At 63.7% G+C, this 19,890-nt stretch carries 18 protein-coding genes; 7 read left to right on the top strand and 11 right to left on the bottom strand.

Translation table 11 applies throughout. The features are described 5' to 3' along the window. Positions 1-110 precede the first annotated feature (110 nt). The 4 genes from V474_RS19740 to V474_RS19725 form a co-directional block, all read right to left on the bottom strand. Positions 111-2,444, bottom strand: a complete 2,334-nt coding sequence (locus V474_RS19740; protein WP_059153120.1) for a xanthine dehydrogenase family protein molybdopterin-binding subunit — start codon at positions 2,442-2,444, stop codon at positions 111-113. Further along, positions 2,441-3,427, bottom strand: a complete 987-nt coding sequence (locus V474_RS19735; RefSeq protein ID WP_059153119.1) for an FAD binding domain-containing protein — start codon at positions 3,425-3,427, stop codon at positions 2,441-2,443. Before V474_RS19735 ends, V474_RS19740 begins: the two co-directional genes overlap by 4 nt. Next, entirely contained in the window at positions 3,424-3,945 is a 522-nt protein-coding gene (locus V474_RS19730; RefSeq protein ID WP_082699900.1) for a 2Fe-2S iron-sulfur cluster-binding protein, read from the bottom strand. Before V474_RS19730 ends, V474_RS19735 begins: the two co-directional genes overlap by 4 nt. A 129-nt stretch (positions 3,946-4,074) precedes the next feature. Beyond that, positions 4,075-4,776, bottom strand: coding sequence for a glutathione S-transferase (locus tag V474_RS19725; protein ID WP_059153117.1), 702 nt, complete (start codon positions 4,774-4,776; stop codon positions 4,075-4,077). Between the two features lie 393 nt (positions 4,777-5,169). On the opposite strand from V474_RS19725, the gene V474_RS19720 reads away from it, so the two are divergent. Together V474_RS19720 and V474_RS19715 are read left to right on the top strand one after the other, a co-directional pair. Further along, entirely contained in the window at positions 5,170-5,589 is a 420-nt protein-coding gene (locus V474_RS19720) for a DUF2231 domain-containing protein (RefSeq protein ID WP_059153116.1), read from the top strand. A gap of 2 nt (positions 5,590-5,591) precedes the next feature. Then, on the top strand, positions 5,592-6,884 hold the full coding sequence (locus tag V474_RS19715) for a PQQ-dependent sugar dehydrogenase (protein WP_059153273.1): 1,293 nt from the start codon (positions 5,592-5,594) through the stop codon (positions 6,882-6,884). Positions 6,885-7,113: 229 nt separating this feature from the next. Here the strand turns inward: V474_RS19715 and V474_RS19710 are convergent, their stop codons facing one another. From V474_RS19710 to V474_RS19700, 3 genes are all read right to left on the bottom strand, one after another. Further along, positions 7,114-7,893, bottom strand: coding sequence for a glutathione S-transferase family protein (locus V474_RS19710; protein ID WP_059153115.1), 780 nt, complete (start codon positions 7,891-7,893; stop codon positions 7,114-7,116). Positions 7,894-7,957: 64 nt separating this feature from the next. Beyond that, positions 7,958-8,221, bottom strand: a complete 264-nt coding sequence (locus V474_RS19705; protein WP_148649482.1) for a hypothetical protein — start codon at positions 8,219-8,221, stop codon at positions 7,958-7,960. Positions 8,222-8,466: 245 nt separating this feature from the next. After that, positions 8,467-9,123 (bottom strand): TetR family transcriptional regulator, encoded by a 657-nt coding sequence (locus V474_RS19700; protein ID WP_059153113.1) that lies wholly within the window; start codon positions 9,121-9,123, stop codon positions 8,467-8,469. 284 nt (positions 9,124-9,407) lie between these two features. Here V474_RS19700 and V474_RS19695 point away from each other — a divergent pair, with 284 nt between their 5' ends. From V474_RS19695 to V474_RS19680, 4 genes are all read left to right on the top strand, one after another. Then, entirely contained in the window at positions 9,408-11,528 is a 2,121-nt protein-coding gene (locus V474_RS19695) for a TonB-dependent receptor (RefSeq protein WP_059153112.1), read from the top strand. A gap of 96 nt (positions 11,529-11,624) precedes the next feature. Then, entirely contained in the window at positions 11,625-12,077 is a 453-nt protein-coding gene (locus V474_RS19690; protein ID WP_148649481.1) for a hypothetical protein, read from the top strand. A gap of 10 nt (positions 12,078-12,087) precedes the next feature. Continuing rightward, complete coding sequence (locus tag V474_RS26305) at positions 12,088-13,626, top strand: sialidase family protein (protein WP_059153110.1); 1,539 nt, start codon at positions 12,088-12,090, stop codon at positions 13,624-13,626. Then, positions 13,623-15,023, top strand: a complete 1,401-nt coding sequence (locus tag V474_RS19680) for a sialidase family protein (RefSeq protein ID WP_169795102.1) — start codon at positions 13,623-13,625, stop codon at positions 15,021-15,023. Before V474_RS26305 ends, V474_RS19680 begins: the two co-directional genes overlap by 4 nt. 24 nt (positions 15,024-15,047) lie before the next feature. Here V474_RS19680 and V474_RS19675 read toward each other — a convergent pair whose 3' ends face one another. The 4 genes from V474_RS19675 to V474_RS19660 form a co-directional block, all read right to left on the bottom strand. Next, positions 15,048-15,878 carry an SDR family oxidoreductase gene (locus V474_RS19675; RefSeq protein WP_082699897.1) on the bottom strand — a complete coding sequence of 277 codons (831 nt, stop codon included), beginning with the start codon at positions 15,876-15,878 and terminating at the stop codon, positions 15,048-15,050. 110 nt (positions 15,879-15,988) lie between these two features. Continuing rightward, positions 15,989-16,405 (bottom strand): cupin domain-containing protein, encoded by a 417-nt coding sequence (locus tag V474_RS19670; RefSeq protein ID WP_201786073.1) that lies wholly within the window; start codon positions 16,403-16,405, stop codon positions 15,989-15,991. 34 nt (positions 16,406-16,439) lie between these two features. Further along, a complete protein-coding gene (locus V474_RS19665) occupies positions 16,440-17,198 on the bottom strand; it encodes an SDR family NAD(P)-dependent oxidoreductase (protein WP_059153107.1) in 759 nt (252 codons plus the stop codon). A gap of 41 nt (positions 17,199-17,239) precedes the next feature. Further along, complete coding sequence (locus V474_RS19660) at positions 17,240-19,033, bottom strand: flavin-containing monooxygenase (protein WP_201786072.1); 1,794 nt, start codon at positions 19,031-19,033, stop codon at positions 17,240-17,242. A gap of 76 nt (positions 19,034-19,109) precedes the next feature. Between V474_RS19660 and V474_RS19655 the strand changes: the two genes are divergently transcribed. Beyond that, positions 19,110-19,685 (top strand): TetR/AcrR family transcriptional regulator, encoded by a 576-nt coding sequence (locus tag V474_RS19655; protein WP_059153106.1) that lies wholly within the window; start codon positions 19,110-19,112, stop codon positions 19,683-19,685. The last annotated feature ends 205 nt before the right edge of the window (positions 19,686-19,890 follow it).

Genomic DNA, 19,890 nt, shown 5'->3' with positions numbered 1-19,890 from the left:
TTGCTTCGCGTGCTCCTTCCCGTCCTAACTAGTATGGGTTCGCACCTGTTCGTGCCTCCCGCCAGGCTGCGCTTTCGCTGGGAAAGGAAAGATGCGCCATGACCATCCCCTCAGAGAAGCTTGTCGAGGGTGATCGGTAAGTCGCGGACGCGCTTGCAGGTGGCGTTATAGATGGCGTTGGCAACCGCGGCGGCGGTGCCTGTGATGCCGATCTCGCCAATGCCGCGCGCGCCCATCGGGGCATGGGGATCCGGAATGTCGGTCCAGATCGCATCAATCTCGGGCACGTCCATATGCACCGGCACATGATACTCCGCCAGACTGGGGTTCATCACACGGCCCTTTCGCTCGTCGAACTGCGTCTCCTCCATCAGCGCGAGGCCGAGCCCCATGATGATGCCGCCGCGGAACTGGCTCATAGCCGTCTTGGGGTTGAGGATGCGCCCGCAGTCGAACGAACCCAGGAAGCGGCTGACGCGCGGTTCGCCGGTCACCGCGTTCACGCGCACTTCGCAGAACATCGCAGCATGGCTGTGCATCGACCAGTGCATTGTCTCAAGGGGCGGCGGCCCCTCGGCCTCGACACTGATCGTCTCCCGTCCCGCACGGGCAAGGATGGAGGTGTAAGTTTCGTGCCTGGACGGTTCGTCGGCCTTGCACAGCCCTTCCTCGCGACTGACCACATCGCCTGGCCCGAGCCCGGCGACGGGGGACTCGTTGCCTGCGAGCTTGAGCAACGCCTTCACCAGATCGCGATGCGCAGCGCCCACCGCCGCTCCGATCGAGGCGGTCTGCTGCGATCCACCCGCGAGGACGACACCGGGCAGCGTGGAGTCGCCATAGTTGAAGCTCACCTTGTCGAGCGGCAGCCCAAGGCGCTCGGCCGTGACCTGTGTTTGCGCCGTCGCGGTGCCCATGCCCATTTCGTGCGCCGCGATGTCAACGATGGCGCGGCCGTCTCGGGTAAGGGTGATCCGCGCAGCGCCTCCAGGCATCCGGTAATAGGGATACGTCCCGGTGGCGCAGCCCATGCCGATGAGCCATTCGCCTTCTCGGCGCAAACCGGGCCTCGGATCGCGCCGCGCCCAACCGAAGCGCTGCGCGCCGTCGCGCCATGCCTCCACGATATGGCGGGACGAGAACGGCAGTCCGGTGCTCGGGTCTTTCTCAGGCTCGTTGCGGATGCGTAGTTCGATCGGGTCAATATCCAGCGCCTCAGCCAGTTCGTCGATCGCGCTTTCCAGCGCGAACGTGCCGACCGATTCTCCCGGCGCGCGCATGAAAGTGTTGGCGAGCATGTCCAGTTCGACCACCTGCACATCGAGCTTGAGCGTGTCAGAGGCGTAGGCGCTGCGCGTCGGCAGGATGAAAGGTTCGGGCATCGCGTTTGTGGCGGTCTTGATGGTGACGCCCGTGTGGATCAACGCCTTGAGCCGTCCCTCGCGGTCGGCGCCGAGCGCGACACGTTGCTCAGTGGGCGAGCGACCGCCGACCACGCGATATACCCCCTCTCGCGAAAGGACGAGTCGTACCGGACGGTCCGTGACTTTCGCAGCCATGGCCGCAAGAACCTGATGCTGCCACAGGCACTTGCCGCCGAAACCTCCGCCTACGAAGGGCGAGGTAACGACCACCTTGTCTTCGGCCATTCCGAACATCTGCCCGATCGACCAGGCGGTATGGGCAACCAGCTGCGAGGCATCATGGATGCGCAGGACATCGCCCTGCCATGCGGCGGTGACACCGTGAAGTTCGATCGCATTGTGGTTGTGGCGAGGCGTCAGATACGTGGCATCGACTTGCACTTCGGCCTTGGCCAAGGCTGCCTCGGCATCGCCGCGCTCGTCATGCAGGGACTGGCCCATGAACACTGCGGGCCGAGTACCCTGCCCGCGGGCCTCGGCGAAGGAGGTCAGCGCGGGCGCTTCTTCATAAATCACGCGGATGAGCGAGGCCGCATGATTAGCCTGCTCCTGTGTTTCGCCGAGCACGACCGCCACAGGCTCGCCATTCCAGCGGACGTCGTTGCCTTGCATGATAGGCAGGTTATCCCCGCCCGCCGCTTTGGGAGCGGACATGAACACCGGCGGCGGCGCGAGGCGCGGGGCATTGCGATGGTCCATCACCGCGACGACGCCCGGCGAGGCTTCGGCCAGCGCCGTATCGATCGTCGCGATGCGACCCTTCGCGATGGTGCTGAAAACCAGCGCGGCATAGACCATGCCATCCATCGGGAATTCCGCCGCGAAGCGTGCCTGTCCTGACACCTTGAGCGGGCCGTCGATGCGCGACAGCGGCTTGCCGACGTGACCGTAGCGCTCTCGGATCAGGGGATCGGGCTCGCCTCCCGGAATCCAGTTGTCCGGCGCCAGTGCGACGGCCTTCGCCATCGCGCCTTGCACCGCACCCTGTATCGCCTGCTTGGCGTCGCTGACGATGCTCATGCGATTTCTCCAGCGAGTTCCTCAAGCACGGCGACCATTGTGCGACGCGCCAGCTTGATCTTGAAGGCATTGCCCGACAGAGGCCTGGCCTCGGCAAGTTCCGCATCGGCCGCCGTGGCGAAGGCCAGCGATGCGGCCGGACCGCCGCGCAGCACAGCTTCGGCACGCATCGCGCGCCATGGCTTGTGCGCCACTCCGCCAAGCGCGATGCGCACATTGCGAACATGTCCTTCCTCGACCTCCAGCACCGCCGCTACCGAAACCAGCGCGAAGGCGTAGCTCGAACGGTCACGCACTTTGCGATAAGTCGAACGCGAAATGGCAGACGCCGGGGGCAGTTCGATGCCGGTGATGAGTTCGCCGGGTTCCAGCATTGTTTCGATGTCCGGCCGGTCGCCGGGCAGACAATGCAGGTCTGCGAGCGCGATGCGGCGTTCGCCGCCATCCCCGCGCAGATGGACCATCGCATCCAGCGCTGCGAGCGCCACGCACATGTCGGACGGGTGGACCGCCACGCACGACGTCGATGCGCCGAGGATTGCGTGATTGCGATTGAAGCCGTCGATAGCGTCGCAACCAGAGCCGGGACTGCGCTTGTTGCAGCGCGATCCCGCGTCATCGTAGAAGTAGGCGCAGCGGGTGCGCTGGAGGACGTTCCCGCCCACGGTCGCCATATTGCGGATCTGCGCGCTGGCGCCCGAAACCACCGCACGGGTGAGCAGGGAGTAGCGTTGGCGCACCAGACGATGCTCGGCCAGAGCGGTATTGCGCACCCCCGCCCCGATCAGCAGGCCGCCGCCGGGCAGTTCCTCGATCTCGCGCGAAAGGCCGGTGACATCGACCAGGCTCGCCGGCTTTTCGATCGTCTCGCGCATCAGATCGACGAGATTGGTGCCGCCGCCAAGATACTTCACCCCGGCATCACTGCCTTGCCGGACGGCATCGAAAGTATCGGCGGCGCGCGCGTAAGTGAACCGGTTCATTCGGCCGCCTCCGCAAGGGGGGCTTCGGCAAAGGTTTCGGCGATCGCCGCGACGATGCCGTTGTAAGCCCCGCAGCGGCACAGGTTGCCGCTCATTCTCTCGCGCAGTTCGTCGTGGCTCAGTCGGATGGCGTCGTCGCCGAGATTGGTGGTAACGTGGCTAGGCACCCCGCGCGCGATCTCAGCCGCCATGCCGATGGCCGAGCAGATCTGCCCCGGCGTGCAATAGCCGCACTGAAAGCCGTCATGCTCGATAAAGGCCTGCTGCAAGGGATGCAGATGCCCCGGCGTCCCCAGTCCCTCGATGGTCGTCACCGAACGGCCCTCCATCTGGACGGCAAGCGACAGGCAGGACAGCACGCGCTCTCCATCGACGAGTACTGTGCAGGCCCCGCAAGCGCCTTGGTCGCAGCCTTTTTTCGTACCGGACAAGTTCAGATCGTCGCGCAGGAAATCGAGCAGCGAGACGCGCGGGTCGCGCGGGATTTCGGCGGCCTCACCGTTGACGATCATGGTCATGCATGAACCTTTCGCATCAGGCATGCCATGCGTGGCCTTACCTCGCATTCGCACAACCCGCCGGAGCACATTTGGTGCCCGGCCTCCGCTCATCGGACCGATGCGTGCGACAGTGCGTTAAACGGCAGCTCATTCGGTCGCGACGGCGCGCAAAGATTTCTCGATCTCGCCGCCGCAATAGGCGTCGCCATATTTCTCTCGGCTGTCTTCGGCCAGCCGGGCGAGTCGCGGCGTCGCCTGCATCCGCCGCGTGAGAGCCGCTACCCGAGGTGCCGTGTCCGCAAGAAGTCCCGCGATGACGCCGAAGCGGTCGGCCATCGTCGACCATAGAACGGCGGTGACGATATCCGCCACTCCGGGTTCTTCGCTCCCGAGCAGAGTGCCGTTTTCCGCCCGGAGCCCGTGCGCCGATCCGGTGACCTCCCAGATTTCCATCCATCGGCCCAGCCGCGGCACGAAGTCCTGCCATTTGCCGGGAGTCCACATCTCGCGCCCACCGTCAAGCGTCAGTTCGTCCAGCACATCGTTGGCATCGTTGACGACCTTGATCGACCGTGCCCGGCCTTCGGGTGATGGCGGCAGGAGATTCAGCGTCTCGCCGAGGTATACCGCGATGGCAGGCATTTCGGCGATCGCGAACTTGCCCGCGTTATCGATGAGGACCGGCGGCCCCATGAAGGGCACCGGCTGGTCGGCGGGCGAGCGGGCCGTGAGCTCCCCGATTTCGTCGCTGTCGTGTTCCGTCCATTCCTTTCCGGCGTAAGCGAGGATACCGCGGATGAACTGCCCGCGGAACGGAGCAGGCCAGTAATACAGGTCGAAGTCGGCCATTGTATGCAAGCTCCCGTGAAAGACATCGCCAAACGCAATGCTCCACGCTTCCCGCTTGTTGCACGCCCCGACCCGACGTTCGCTCACCTTGGCACAAAACACGGCGCGAACTCCTCGCCCGCTGACGGTTAATCGACCGGCGAATGAATTGGGAGTTCTCGACCATTGCATTATGCTACCCAAGCAACCGTTCGGCCATCTGCGTTCCACCCCTCCCCGACTGGAACGAGCGCGTGGACAACGCTGGTCGCCGCCAGCAGCAGCCACGAGTTGTCCGCCAACGGCCGCCATTTCGAACCATGTGGGCCGGGCCGTAAGGCATAGTCGGCAACCCATCGCGATCCAGCGCATTTGCAGACCATGTCCTGATCCGAGGCACCGAAGGAACCCGACTTGCCAGCAGCCTTTCCGCGCGGCGCTACCACGGCGCTGCATCCTATCCACAGCATCCTGATCGCATTTCCGGTGGCGTTGTTTCCCGGCGCGCTGGCGGCGGACGTGACCTATCTCAACAGTTCGGAGATACAGTGGTCGAACTTCGCCGCATGGCTGATTGCGGGCGCGCTGGTCTTCACCGGCCTCTCGCTGGCATGGACGCTCGTGCGGATAGCCATGCGCCGTGCCGGCGGTCGCTGGCTTGCGGCGATGCTGGCGGGTTTGTTCGTGTTCGGCCTGGTCAATGCCTTCCAGCACAGCCATGACGGCTGGAGTTCGGTTGGCACTACCGGTCTAGCACTTTCCCTGATCTCCACCGTGCTCGCGCTGGCTGCGGGCTGGATCGCCTACACCATGCCAGGGAAGGTGCGCCCATGACCATGCTGCGACATACCATGCTGGCACTGGCCGCACCGCTCGCCCTCACCGCTTGCGGCAAGGCGCCCGACCTTGACCAGACCGGTGCCCGCCCGCAGCTACCCGAGCAGAAGGAAACGCTGCTGCCGCCAATGAAGATCGCGCGGCCCGCAGGCTGGAACGGCGCCGCGCCGAGTGTCCCTCAGGGCTTCACGATCACGCCGATCGCGACCGGCCTGAAAGTTCCGCGCCAGATGCTGGTCCTGCCGAACGGCGACGTACTCGTTTCCGAAGGGCTCGGCGGCAGCGCGCCCAAGCTGCGCCCGAAGGACGTGATCGCGGGGTACATCAAGAGCCTCGGCAAGAGCGGCACCAAGGGCGGCGACCGGGTGACGCTGCTGCGCGACCGCGATGGCGACGGCAAATACGAATTGCAGACCGAGTTTATCGGCGGCCTCAATGCGCCTTACGGCCTCGCCCTCATCAACGGCGATCTTTATGTCGCCAATCAGGACGCCCTGTTGCGCTTTTCCTATCGCGACGGCGCGACGCGCATTGATGGCCCCGGCGAGGTGGTGACGAAACTTCCCGCCAATCCCAACCACCATTGGACCAAGTCGCTCACCGCCAGCGCCGACGGCACCCGCCTCTATGTTGGCATCGGCTCGAACAGCAACATCGGCGAACGCGGCATGGCGCTGGAAGAAGAGCGCGCCGTCGTCTGGGAGATCGACGGCGAGAGCGGCGCGCATCGCACTTATGCCTCGGGGATCCGCAACCCGACTGCGCTTGCGATCAATCCGGCAACGCAGGCGCTCTGGGCGGTCGTCAACGAGCGCGATGAACTCGGCGCGGATCTCGTGCCGGACTACATGACGTCGGTGAAGCCGGGCGCGTTCTATGGCTGGCCCTACAGTTACTACGGTAATCACGTGGATCCGCGCGTCCACCCGCAGAAGCCCGAGATGGTGCGCAAGGCCATTGCCCCCGACTATGCCCTCGGCTCACACGTCGCCGCGCTCGGCCTGACGTTCCTGACCGGGGGCGGCTTCGGGGGCAACTACGCCGACGGCGCCTTCGTGGGCGAGCACGGCAGCTGGAACCGTCGCCAACTGGCGGGATACAAGGTCGTGTGGATTCCTTTCACCAACGGTCGCCCCTCCGGAAAGCCACGCGATTTCGTAACCGGCTTCATCGGCCCCGACGGCAAGGCGCGAGGCCGTCCGGTCGGCGTGACTTACGATCCGGTCCGCCGCGCGCTGCTGGTCGCCGACGACCTTTCGAACACGGTTTGGCGCATCACGCCCGCTCGCTGATGACGAATACAGCCCCGGCTGGGCGAGGCTTGCGCCGGCCGGAGCCATAATTCGTCAGCCAATACAAGGCGCTCATTCTCGGTCTCCTCGCGGAGCCTGAATCCGATCTAAGCTACTAATCAATGGCCCTGAGCTTCAACGCCCCCCAAACACGCCCGACATCATGATGTTGATTGGTGACTGATTGGGGAGGACAGGCAGTATTCGTCCGACATAAAGCCCCGATAAGTCACTTGCGCTGCGAACGAAGTTTTTCCGGGCCATCGGGAAGGCCAATGGACAAAGCCCGCTGGCATGCCGGTCGTGCCTGAACTTTCGCCTGCCATAGATCGAGATTACGATATGTCGCGGGGTCGAATGGCAAAGTTTTGATGTAAGTCGCCACGAAATCCATCATGATGTCCGCTGCGGAAAATGTGTTGCCGCCGAAGTAGGGGTGGGTTGCGATGTAGGCTTCGAGGAAATCGACCACATCTTGCGCGCCTACTATCCTGAAAACGCCGCCTATCGTGGCAGGTTTGATCGTGCGGTCACGGTCCGCCAACTCACGCATGGCTTCGGCGTTGATGCGGCAGGCTGCGGTGCCCTCGGCGTAATGCATCCACATCTTATAGTCGGCATAGTCAGGCGAGCTTGTTTTGGGAGCAAGCCGTTCGCCTCCCGGAAATTGCGACATGAGATATTCGATGATGCCGCCCGATTCGACCATTGTCTTTCCGCGAAAAACCACGGTCGGCGCCATGGCCATCTTCGGATTGACAGCCTTGAGCATGTTGAGCGATGCCATTGTATCGCCGCGCTTGAATTTGACCTCGTAAGGAATCGCCAGTTCTTCACAGAGCCAGATAATCCGCTGAGAGCGGCGTCCTTCGATGTGGTAGATGGTAACCTTGTCTTGCGGAACAGACGATTTACCTTCGGCCGCACCGGTAGCCAGAAGAGCGGCGCCTGCCCCTGCAGCGACAATGGCTTCACGCCGTGAAAACGCACTCGAGGTTTTATGGCTCATGATCATTTCCTCTGGAGATGGCCTCGAACGGGCCCGTGTCGATGGATGCAAGCGGTTCGAAGGTTCAGCGCGCGGGCAGCTTAGCCAGGTCGGCATCGGCGGCGTTTACGCGCGCGTCAGTGAAGATCCTTGGCTTGAACTTCCTGATGAAGCGGATCGTGAAGCGGTCGGCCTTACCTTGGGCAACCGAAGGATTGTTGACGAACTCGGGGAAGTGCCTGGCGAGAACAGCCTTTGCCGCCGGATCTGCGAGCAGTTCCCTGATCGGCGTTTTAGCGGTCGAATAATGCTCTGTCCCTGCCAGCGCGGGGACCGAAAGCGTGCTCAAGCAAATTGCGGTGATGATCGATAGTTTGCGCATGACGTCCTCTCACGAAGGTCCAGAGCGTGATACCGGATCACGCCAGGCCCACAATTTATTCCATATGGAATAAATTTACGGACCGCAAGGTCCATGACTTGCGGACTCATCCACCCAACGCAGCCAAAGTCCAAGGCCGGTTAGTGGTAAACGGATCGCCGTGAGACGGTGCTCTCCGTCGGTTTGGAGGGGACGAGCTGGAGTTTGCGGGGTCAGTCGCAGTGGAGGAGGAGGGCTGCGATCGTCTGCTGGCGGAGGGTACGCTTGATCCAGCGCATCCTTTCTCCGGCAATTTCTATGCCGACGTCGGCAAGGCCTCTACGCTTGGCGACAAGCGGTTCCATCTGTCCGTTGACCATGCCCGCCACGAGCAGGGCGCCCTGCCAGTCCAGCGAGCCGTTACTGATGCGCATTATGGTCTGCGTGAAGCATTTCACCATGCGGTAGGCGGGCGCGCCATCGCCCGTGGGCAGGCGCTTGCCCCCCGCAGAGGCGGCAAGGTCATGGCGCGCCATGAACAGCGAAAACGTCGCCGAATCAGGCCGCGAAATCATGTGATCGAAATACTCCTCCTGCAGCGCGCAGAACGAATCGATCAGCAGCATCCGCTCGGCGTCAGCCCGCGCCAGCAGGCGCTCGGCGGCGTCCAGCGCCGGTTCCATCGCCTCGTGCAGCTGCCCCCGGATATGCTCCAGGCAGGCGATGTACAGGCCTTCCTTGTTAGTGAAGTAATAGCGCAGGGACGGCGCCGGAACATCTGCTTCGGCGGCTATCGCCCTGGTGGTGACCCGGTCGAAGCCCACTGTGGCGAAGAGGCGCATTGCGGCGCCCAGGATACGCGAGCGCGTCTCCTCTCCCCGCGCATACACCGCAATATTCCTGATTCGAGCTTCCATTGAGATCATCCCAATATGGGCTTTCGCCAATCAGGTGAAGCCCTCTTGCCCCGGCCCGCTCCACCCGTCGCCACCCCGCGACGCCGTGGCCGAAGAAACGACGCCGCAATGCCGCATGCGAATTTCAATTGACAGATATTTTCCATTTGGAATAACTTCGTCGGATAAAGACAATAAAGGACTGACGCCGCCCGGAACGAGGTCAGGCACAGTCCAGACAAGAACAAGGGCCGTTGGGGCTTTTGGGGGGAGAGAGCATGAACAACCTGAAAATGATGGGCATCACTGCGCGCACCATGTTCCTGACCGGCCTGATGACAGGGGCAGCACCGGTCGCGATGGCGCAGGAAAGCGAAACCCGGTCCACGCGCACCGGCGACGGCGTCAGCCTCGAAGACATCATCGTCACCGCTCGCAAGTTCGAGGAACGCCTGCAGGATGCCCCGGTGTCGGTGACGACGGTTACTGGCGAAACGCTCGAGAAGCGCGGTATCCGTGACCTCTCGGAGATCACGAAGCTGGCTTCATCGATGAAGTTCGACAGCGATGCCGACGTGCGCGCCGGGGTTTCCATTCGCGGCGTCGGGCAATCGTCGGACGTCAACGCGGCGCCCGGCGTGGGCATGTTCATCGACGGGGTCTACCAGCCTTCCTCGGCATTCTACACGGTGCCCTTCTTCGATGCCCAGCGGATCGAAGTGCTCAAGGGACCGCAAGGCACGCTTTACGGCAAGAACACAATGGGCGGGGCGATCAGCATCGTGTCGCGCGATCCGACCGACACCCTGGGCGGCGATTTCATGGTCGAAGGGTCGAGCGGACCGCAGATCGTCGCCAATGCCGCAGTCAACCTTCCGATCGCCGGAGAGGAATTCGGCAACCGTACCTCGGTATTCTACCGCTATTCGGAAGGCTTGCAAAAGAACCGGACGACGGGCGAAAACGCGAATGAGCGCCGGGATTTCGCGGTCCGCTCCAAGTTCGTCGCCCGATTGGGCGGCCTGCGCAGCATGCTGTCGCTGTTCCACGCCGATCTTCAATCCGCGCCGTTCGCCTATTCGACGACGAACCTGGGCCTCAACGACCCGATCGACAACGTCACCAAGGACATCAACGGCAAGATCGTGTCAAAATACACGAGCGTGAATTTCACCAACAGCCTCGAACTGGGGGACACAGCGACGATCACCTCGCTCAGTTCCTACGACCATGCCAACGTCGATACGCTTGGAGATGCCGATTTCACCGGGGTTTCGGCCCTGCGCGTGTCCGGCCTGCTAAAGCGCGACACTTATGCGCAGGAACTGCGCCTCGCCAGTTCGCCCGCCAGCGGTTCGGCGCTGCGTTGGCTGGTCGGCGGCTACTATTCCGACGACAAGATCCGGTCCGACAGCCTGTCCGAAGCCCGCTTCCCGGTGGTCGGTTTCCGCCCCCTTTCGGTCGGCGCCAAGGCCGAGGACGGCAACAACTACGCCGGGTTCGGCCAGGCAACACTGAGTCTTGGCGACCTTGAACTGGTCGGCGGCCTGCGGTACGACCGCGAGACCAGGACCAACGTCAGTAGCGAGATCGGGCTGGCCGGGGTGACCCGGTTCGACGAGCGCGTCGTCTCGAAGGCGTGGCAGCCGAAGGTTTCGGCATCGTACCACTTCGCCCCGGAAGTCATGGTCTATGGCCTGGTCGCGCGCGGGTTCCGCGCCGGCGGCTTCAACGCGCTCACCGCGCCGGCCGCGTTTCGCTCCTACCAGCCGGAAAAGACCACCAACTACGAGGCGGGGCTGAAAAGCGAGTTCTTCGATCGACGGGTGCGCCTCAACGTCGCGGGCTTCTACACCGACTACAGCGACATCCTGCAGAGCGATATATTCCTGAATCCGACCGGCGGCCAGACGGTCGTCTCGCGCAACGGCGGCAAGGCCCGCAGCTACGGCGTGGAACTGGATGGCGCCTGGCGGGTAACCAAGGGCTTCACCTTGACCGGCGGCTACACCTACCTGGATATCCGCAACAAGGAGATCCCGCTAGGCCAGATCAGGCGCAGGGTCAGCAGCTTCTCGCCGCACACCTTCAACGTCCAGGCGGACTTTGTGCAGGACATCGCCGAAGACTGGTCGATCGCCGCCCACGCCAGCGCGAACTACATCGGCCGTACCCCGATCGGCACCGAGGTCGAATGGCGCGATGCCCATACGCTGGTCGATGCCTCATTCGACATCAACTATGCCAACGCGACGCTCACCATCTTCGGAAAGAACATCTTCGACGAAAAATACTACACCAGCTTCATCCCGCGCACATCGACGGCGCTGCGCACCAGCGCGCTGGGACTGCTCAATCGCGGTGCGGAATACGGCGTGCGCCTGAGCGCGCATTTCTAGCACTACCGGAGCCGGGCTTTGTGTTCCGGGCGCTCCACGAATGCGCCCGGAACACAGGCAGGCGACCGTACAAGGCTTCAGCAAATGGGAACCGGCATGAATAATCCTCGCATGATGGCAGTCGCGACCGCGGTATTCGCTGCCGGCATCGTGAACGCTCTGGTCTATACACTCGGCTATCTGGCCATCCTGATCGTCCAGTTCGCCGTCCGGGGCGGCGACGGCGCCAGTTTCGGCGGCGCGGTGGGATCGCTCATCATCACCTTGCTGTTCACTTTGCTGATTTCAAGCCTGATCACGTTCGTGCTGGCGTTTCCGATCGCCGCCTTTTGCCGCTGGCGGGGGTTCACGGGCCTGCGCAGTTTCGTGATCGCGCCTGCGATCGGGGCTGCCATCGCCTGCGGCATCGCCTCGCTGCTCGCCGTCGCCTTGACGACCCATCTGGCGATCATTTCGTTTGCCTACATCACGGCCGCAAGCATGTGGTTGATGCTCGGCCATAACGCCCCGGCGGCGCGTACCCGTACGCCCGCAGTCTCCCCCGTCTGAACGGGCCCCCATGTCCGACATCTTCACCAAAGTCGCCGTCGACAGGATGCGTGAACGGGGCGATCGCGTCGGTTCTCCCGCGCATGGCATAACGGCAAACCGCATGCCGCTGGCCTTGGGACTGGCCGGTATCGCCGCGCTTGCCGCGCTGTTCGTCGCGCCGCCGCTGCTCTTTCCGAAGGCGCGCTGGCCGGTATTCAAGCCTCACACCACAGGCTGCCTGCCCGCGATCCGCTCCGTGCGCCATGCCGGCGGCCAGACGCTGGTGGGGGGGCGCTACCGGCCCTGCCTCGTCGACCTGGGCGTGTCCTCGGGAGAGCCCGGCCTTGCGATCGCCCGCGACGGTACGTTGCTGCGGTCTGTCTTGCTGCATCCTGCCGGGATCGCCGTTTCGGCGGACGAGGGCCAAACCTGGACGCGGAGGAACCTGCCACGCGAAGCGCGAGAGGGCATTCCCGACGGCTACATCGACCCGGTGACCGATCGCTATTTCTACAGCGGTCTGGGCGCGTCGCCGGTCTATCGCAGCGATGACAAGGGGCGGACCTGGCAATCGGGGAGCTTCGATTCCGACGAACGCTACGACTGGAACAAGGTCTTCTCGGGCAGGCCGGTGCATCCCCGCCGCGCCGGCTATCCCACCAACATCTATTATTGCAACATGACCCAGCCTGGCGGATTTCTCACCGGCACCCGCTGCTTCGCCTCGCGCGACGGCGGCCGGACTTTCCGGACATCGGGTTCCGACCCTTACAAACGGGGCGACTGCACCGACTACACCCAGCCGCAGGGCTCGGGCGCTGCGCGCGGCCTCGTCGATCCGCGCGACGGCACGATCTACTTGCCGGTCAATTTCTGCGGAGTGCTGGAAGTCGCGGTCTCGCGCGACGAAGGCGCGACATGGGAACGTCGCCGCGTTCAGAAGCAGAAGGGCAGCGGCGGCACCGCGCTCATCGCCGCACTCGCCTCGCCAGCCTGGCGCGAACAACTGCTGTATGGCCGCAAGAACATCGTGCCGGTGGAAATGGCCGCCAACCAGGCCAGCGACGCGATCGGGATCGACGCTGCCGGCAGGCTTTACATGGTGTGGCTCGACGCGGCGTTCCAGCCGGTGATCGCCTGGTCGAACGATCAGGCGCGGACCTGGACGCGGGCCGCGCGGATCGGACCGTCCGGGCTTGCTCAGGCCGTGCTGCCCTCGCTCGCCGTAGCCGCGAACGGGCGGATCGGCGTTTCCTATTACGGCACCACCGACCGGAGGGTCTGGACCGGCTACATGGCGATCGGCGATGCCGTGTCGGGGCCCGCGCCGGTGTTCGAGACCGCCGCGATCACCCTGCCCGACGCGCCGCTCATGCCGGAGCCCTGTTGCTGGGCAAGCGGCCCGCAGGAATACACCGCCGCGCGGTGGGCCCCCGATGGATCGCTGTGGGCAGCGTTCGTCGCGACCACCCCCACGGGCGATGCACGCGCTATAATGGGACACCTCGTCAGGGCCGAAGAACACCCCGGCGGCGCTGCCTCGCCCATCAAGGCGGACAGGCCATGAACCGCGCGGAGCAGACCTCTCGCCAACGTGCATGGGCGTTCGGGGCTATGGCCGTCCTCGCCCTGGGCACGCTCGGCTTCCAGTCATGGCCCGAGGCGGAGCGTCCGGTCGAAGCCCGCCGCGAGCCCTATTGCGCTAGAACCGTTACGCCGCACGGAGATCGCGCGCAGGCGCGCGAAGGGATCGGCTGCAGCTACGACACCGGGTTCGACGACCAGTCCCCCTCGATCCAGATCAGCCGCAATGGCACGCTCGTCATCGCCCGTGGTTCGGGGGGCGTGCTGGTGTCGCACGACCGGGGACTCAGCTGGGCAAGGATCGACGTGCCCGCGCTCGCCAACGGCGATGATCCAGCCAAGGGCGCACATGGCTACGTCCACATCGATGCGGTAACCGACCGGCTCTATTACCTCACCAGCATGACGGCGGCCTCTTGCGGGCCCTTGAAGGACGGGGCGGTGGTTTCGTGGAGCGACGATCTCGGCAAGACGTGGCACGGTAAGGCGGTCGGTTGCGGCACGTACGACTGGGGGCGCCTTGTCACCGGGCACGATCCGCGCGCACTTCATGGCCGCTCGCTCTATTACTTCGGCGTAGCACCGCGGCTGGTGGGCGGCCTGCGCCCGGTCTACCGATCGCGCGATGGCGGCGAGACCTGGAAAAAGCTCAGGCAGCTAGCCTCGGTCACCACCGAAGGCGGCGCCGGGGTGACGGCGCCGGATGGCACGATCTATTTCGACTACCCCGAATACATCGGTTTCTGGCCGGCGCGGATGCTGCGCTCGGATTACCCGTTCGTACCGGCCAACACCTGCCGCGAGATGATCGCCGTCAGCGAGGATTTCGGCGAAACCTGGCGCCAGCAGCCGCTTCCGGATTCGCGTGCCTGCAATCTGCTCAACGGCCAGCAGCGGGTGGCGGTGGACAAGGCCGGCACCGTCTACGCCCTGTGGAGCGACGACCGCGATGCGAAGCTCTACATGGTCGTCTCGCACGACAAGGCCCGGACCTGGTCGCGCCGGGTCCAGGTGATGCCAGTGGGCGCCACCTTCAACAACAACCAGGCCAACATCATCGCCGGCGAGAAAGGCCACGTCGTCATCAGTTCGCAGAACACGCGCAGTCCTACCAACCCGCGCGTCTGGATCACCAACGGGCACGGCGAATGGGGAGCCTACCTCGCGGAGTCGTTCAACGCCGACGACGCCGCGCCGCTGTTCCGCTCCGTGGCGCTGGACCGCGATGGCGACCCGTCGCTGCGCGAAGGCGAGTCGCCATCGGAAGCGGAAGCCTATCTCGGCATCTCTCCGTCCGACGAAGTCTGGGCCTCGTTCTCCCGCCATGGCGGAAAGCTCGGCAAGGGCTCGCGCATCACGGCGGCACGCATCCAGGAATGATGCGGCTGTCGATCGGGAGCCGACCTAGCCACGGCCAAGTTTCAGCACGCCGCCCATTTCCTGAATGCCTGCCACCGTCCCACCGTCAACCAGGATATCGGTCCCGGTGATGTAGCTCGCGGCTGAAGAAGACAGGAATGCGACGACGGAGGCGATCTCCTGAGGCGCCCCCATTCGCCCCATCGGGGTGACCGCTATCATCGTGTCGATCTCGGGACCTGCCCGTTGCTCAAGGCGGCCCATAGCCGTATCGATGATGCCGGGAGATAGCGACACGATCCGCGCGCCAATCCTGCCGAACGCTGGCGACGCCGCCTGGGCATAGAGCTGTACGGCACGTTTCGATATCGGGTACGCGGTCCGCGGATTGCGCAGCATAAGGCGAAGGACGAGCGATTTTCCGCCCCGCAGGAACTTTCTGATCGCTTTGTCGAAAAGGGGGCGCGCTATGATCTGACCTGAATTGGATGCGATAAGGACTGCGACCCCGCCCACCGCCATCTTCGAAAGCAAGGCTTCGACCAGGCGCTTCGTGGCCATGAAGTTGATTTCGAAGACCTGGTCGCCATTGGCCATCGATGGTGAAACACCGGCGGCGTGCGCCAGCACCGCAACCTTGCGGCCCGCCAGTGCCGCGATCACTTGTTGGGGATAATCCCGATCGCTTATGTCGCCCGATACGGTAGTGATTTGCGATCTGCCCTCCAAGGATTTGGCAATTGCCGCCAGCGGTGCAGGCTGCAGGTCGCAAAGTATCAGCGAATGGCCAAGCTCAGCCAGGCTCTGCGCGATCGCAACCCCCATTCCGCCGGCTGCGCCGGTTACCACGGCTACACTGGCCGCTCGATCCTTCATCGACCATTACCCTTATGACGCGAGGAAAATCGAAGAGGCAAGAGACGCCCGGATGGCCTCGGGTCCGCAGGTAAGCGGGCTGGCCGTTTTCGTCCGCCAGCCCGTCGCCCTTACTCCTGCGCTGCCGAAGCGCCGGCCTTTTCCAGGGCGCGCTGCATCGCGTCCATGCAGGTCTGCAGCGCATGGGCCGGATTAATCTCAAGCACTCTGCTCGCCTCGTCGTAGATCAGGACGTGGCCGGCGGGGATGAAATAGGCCTCCCCCGCCTCTATGACCTCTTCCGGCCAGTCCGTTCCGGGATACTGCGCGCGCATGCGACCTTCGAAGATGTAGCCGTAGTGCGGGCATGGGCACACACCGCCGGGCAACCCGCCGAACTTGTAGGACTCTGTGCAGTCGAGAGGAGCATGGACGGTAGTGAGTCCAACCTCCATGTCGCCCCATTTCACCGTCCGAAAGCCCTCCCTGCCGATCGCTGGCCAACGGTCGCCGCCATTGGGAAGATCGTCCAATTTGCTGTGTGGCATCCTTCGTCTCCTCTTCGTTGATTTTTCTTAGGTTTCAGCCTGCGGTGATGCCACGATCGGCATTCAGGCACGCCCCGTGTATCGCCTTGCCCCGGGGGCCGGCGAGGACCAGTATTAGATCCGTGAGATCCTCCGGTTCCGACGAACCGCGCAGCGGCGTGTAACGCCCAAGCAAGCGGAAATCGATACCTTCGGGAACCGACGGCGTCGCCGTCATGGCGGTATTGATCCCCCCGGGGGCGATGGCATTGATGCGCACCGGCTGGTCGATGAACTCCATCGCCAGCGACTTGGTAAGATTGACCAGCGCCGCCTTGCTCGCCGCATAGTGTGACAGGTAGGCGTGACCGAGGAACGCGGAAGCAGACGCGACGTTCACCACAGCCCCCTCCGCCCGGATCAGATGCGGCAAAGCGGCCTGGATCAGGAAGAAGGGACCCCGCACGTTGACCGCGAAAATGCGGTTCCAGGCCTCAGGGCTGATCTCCGTCGCCTTGGCAAAACCGAACGCCCCTGCGACGTTGCAAAGCACGTCGATCTGTCCCAGCCGTGCATGAGCCGCCTCGACCAAGGCGGCGCACGCCGCGACATCGCTGATGTCGGTCGGCAGCGCCACAGCCTCACCGCCCAGATCCCCGATCGACGACGCCGTCTCCTGCAATCCTTGCGCATCGACATCCGCAAGCGCGAGCCGCGCGCCCGCCTGGGCAAAAGCGACCGCGGTGGCCCGTCCCAACCCGGAAGCGGCGCCCGTGACGATGACGACCTTGCCATCGAATTCGCGTGAACTCATCTTTTTCTGTCCCTTATGCACCTGGTTGACCGGCCTGACGTTCAGCCTGCATCGACCGTCCCGCTACGCAGTTCGAGACCTGCCAGACTATCTGCGCTTCGCCAGTCGCGCAGGACCTGGATGAAATCGAGAAGCGGCCCGAAATAGGGGATCGACCTGATCGCGGACGGATCCATGCGCCCCTCCGAGTTGAAATAGCCCGGCGTGCACTGCGCGAAGAACATCGCTTGCGGCCCCAACTTGCCGAGTAGTGTCTGGAACCATTCTTCCTGCGCTTCGGCAGTGGGCTCGATCTCGGCAATGCCCGCGTCGATGCAGTGCCGGATCAGCCAGCTGGCATGGTTCGCCAGCTCGGTCAGCAAATGCGCGAAGTTGATCGCGATACCACCCTGCAGCTGGTCGAAGATCATCAGGTTGGGAAAGCCCCTGGCCAGCATCCCGTGCAGCGTTCCCGGCCCGCCCGACCAGGCTTCGGTCATGCCGACCCCGCCGCGACCATGGATTTCGAAGCCGAGCCTGCTGCGGTAGCCCGAGCCCACTTCGAACCCGGAACCGTAGATGATGCAATCCACCGGATGCACGACCCCGTCCACGATGATGGCGTCTTCGGTAATCCGCTCGACACCTTTGCCGCCGGTATCCACCAGAGTGACGTTGGGCCGATTGAAGGCAGGCAGGTATTCGTCGTGAAAGCAGGGCCGCTTGCACATCTGGTTGTACCACGGCTTCAAGGCTTCGGCGGTGGCGGGGTCCGCCACTACACTTTCGATCCGGCCACGAACAGCCTCCATGGCCGCCAGGTCTATGAGTTCCTCGTCCACGGTCGAAATGGCCAACGCATTGGGATTATTGCCAAAGATCTTCGTGAAGCCATCCTCGATCAAATCCGCCTCCGCCGACTGGCCGGCCACGATACGGGTGAAGTTCTCCATCCGCTCGGTCTGCCACCCCGCCTGCAGCGATTTCGCCCATTCGGCATCAGTGGCACGATTTCCGCGTTCGCCCACGGTCGACGGAGTGCGCTGGACAACGAGGAGTTGGCCCGCCGTTTCCGCCAGTCTGGGGATCACCTGGACCGACGTCGCCCCCGTCCCGATCAGCGCCACGCGCTTGTCGGCAAGCTTGTCCATCGGCGTGGTCGGGCTGCCACCGGTGTAACCGTAGTCCCAGCGGCTGGTATGGAAGCTCCTGCCCTTGAAGGTTTCGACGCCCGGTATCCCCGGCAGCTTGGCCTTGTGCAGGATTCCGCCCGCGATGATCACGAAGCGCGCGCGGACGATGTCCTGGCGGTTGGTGAATACTTGCCAGTGCGAAGCATCGTCTTGCCACCGCACGTCTTCCACCAGCGTCTGGAAATGCGCCTTGGAGTATAGATCGTACTGCTTTGCGATGCGCTGGCAATGCGCGAATATCTCCGGCGCCTTGGCGTACTTCTCTGTCGGAATGTACCCGGTTTCCTCGAGCATGGGCATGTAGATGTAGGATTCGATGTCACACGCCGCACCGGGATAGCGGTTCCAGTACCAGGTTCCGCCGAAATCCGCGGCCTTGTCGATGATGCGCAGGCTGGTCACACCTTGCTCGACCAGCTTGGCCGCCGCCATCAGCCCGCCGATCCCGGCACCGATGATCGCGACATCGACCTCTTCGTCCACCGGCGCCCGCATGAAGCCGGGATCGGCATTGGGATCGCGGTCGAAGTCGTCGAACATCCCGGACAGGGGGCGATACTGGTCCGTGCCATCCGCACGCAACCGCTTCTCCCTTTCCGCCTGGTATTTCGCTCGCACGGCTTCGAGCTTCTCGATTGCCGAATCGTCGTGGGCCTGTGTCATTCGATCCTCTCCGCCACATGTCTACAGATGTGTACATGGTGGACTTAGCATCGCCGCGCCCTTAGGTAAACGGCTTATGACGTTGCCTGATACAAGCCCGACCCTCAGCCTGCGCGATGCGACACGCACGCGCAGCAACATCCTCCTCGCCGCCCAACGGCTCTTTGCGGAAAAAGGCTATACCACGACCGGCGTGCGTGAAGTTGCCGCAGCGGCAGGCGTCAACTCGACCTTGATCCGGCGCTACTTCGTATCGAAGGAAGGGTTGTTCCGCGCAGCGGTAGAGGAATTCCTTCGGGTCGATGTGTTCATCGAAGGTAACCGGGAAGACTTCGGCAAGCGGGCCGTGAAACTGCTGATATATGGCGAAGGCGTCACCAGCGCGCTCGCGATGATGATGCTCGCCACAGCAGATACCGGCGCAAGAGAACTTTGCAGCGAACTGATGCACCGCCATATAACCGTGCCTCTCGCGCAATGGCTGGGCGGGGGGGCCGGCGCGATGGCTCGCGCATCGCAGATCAACATGCTGTGGTTTGGCTACATGGGTGCGCGCCAGGTCTTGCCGCTCACCGGCCTTGAGGGCGACGCGCTGGACGCCACCCGGGATTGGCTTGCTGAAACGATACAGGCCATCGTCGATCGGCCATGACTCGGCAATGCGCCGATCTAGTCACCGCATTGCACGGCCCGCCCCCATTCCAACTTTGGCATCGCTGGCGAAAGCGTCCCGCGGCGCCGGCCGCCATATCTACGGCTACAGCGCGACTGCCCAGTACATACCCGCTCCATTAGTGAAATGAATATGGTCCATTCCATTGTTGACTTGCCTCGCCCTATGTCTACAACTGAGGACA

The organism is Novosphingobium barchaimii LL02, from assembly GCF_001046635.1.
Lineage (GTDB): Bacteria > Pseudomonadota > Alphaproteobacteria > Sphingomonadales > Sphingomonadaceae > Novosphingobium > Novosphingobium barchaimii.
This window is presented reverse-complemented; position numbering and strand designations above follow the sequence as displayed.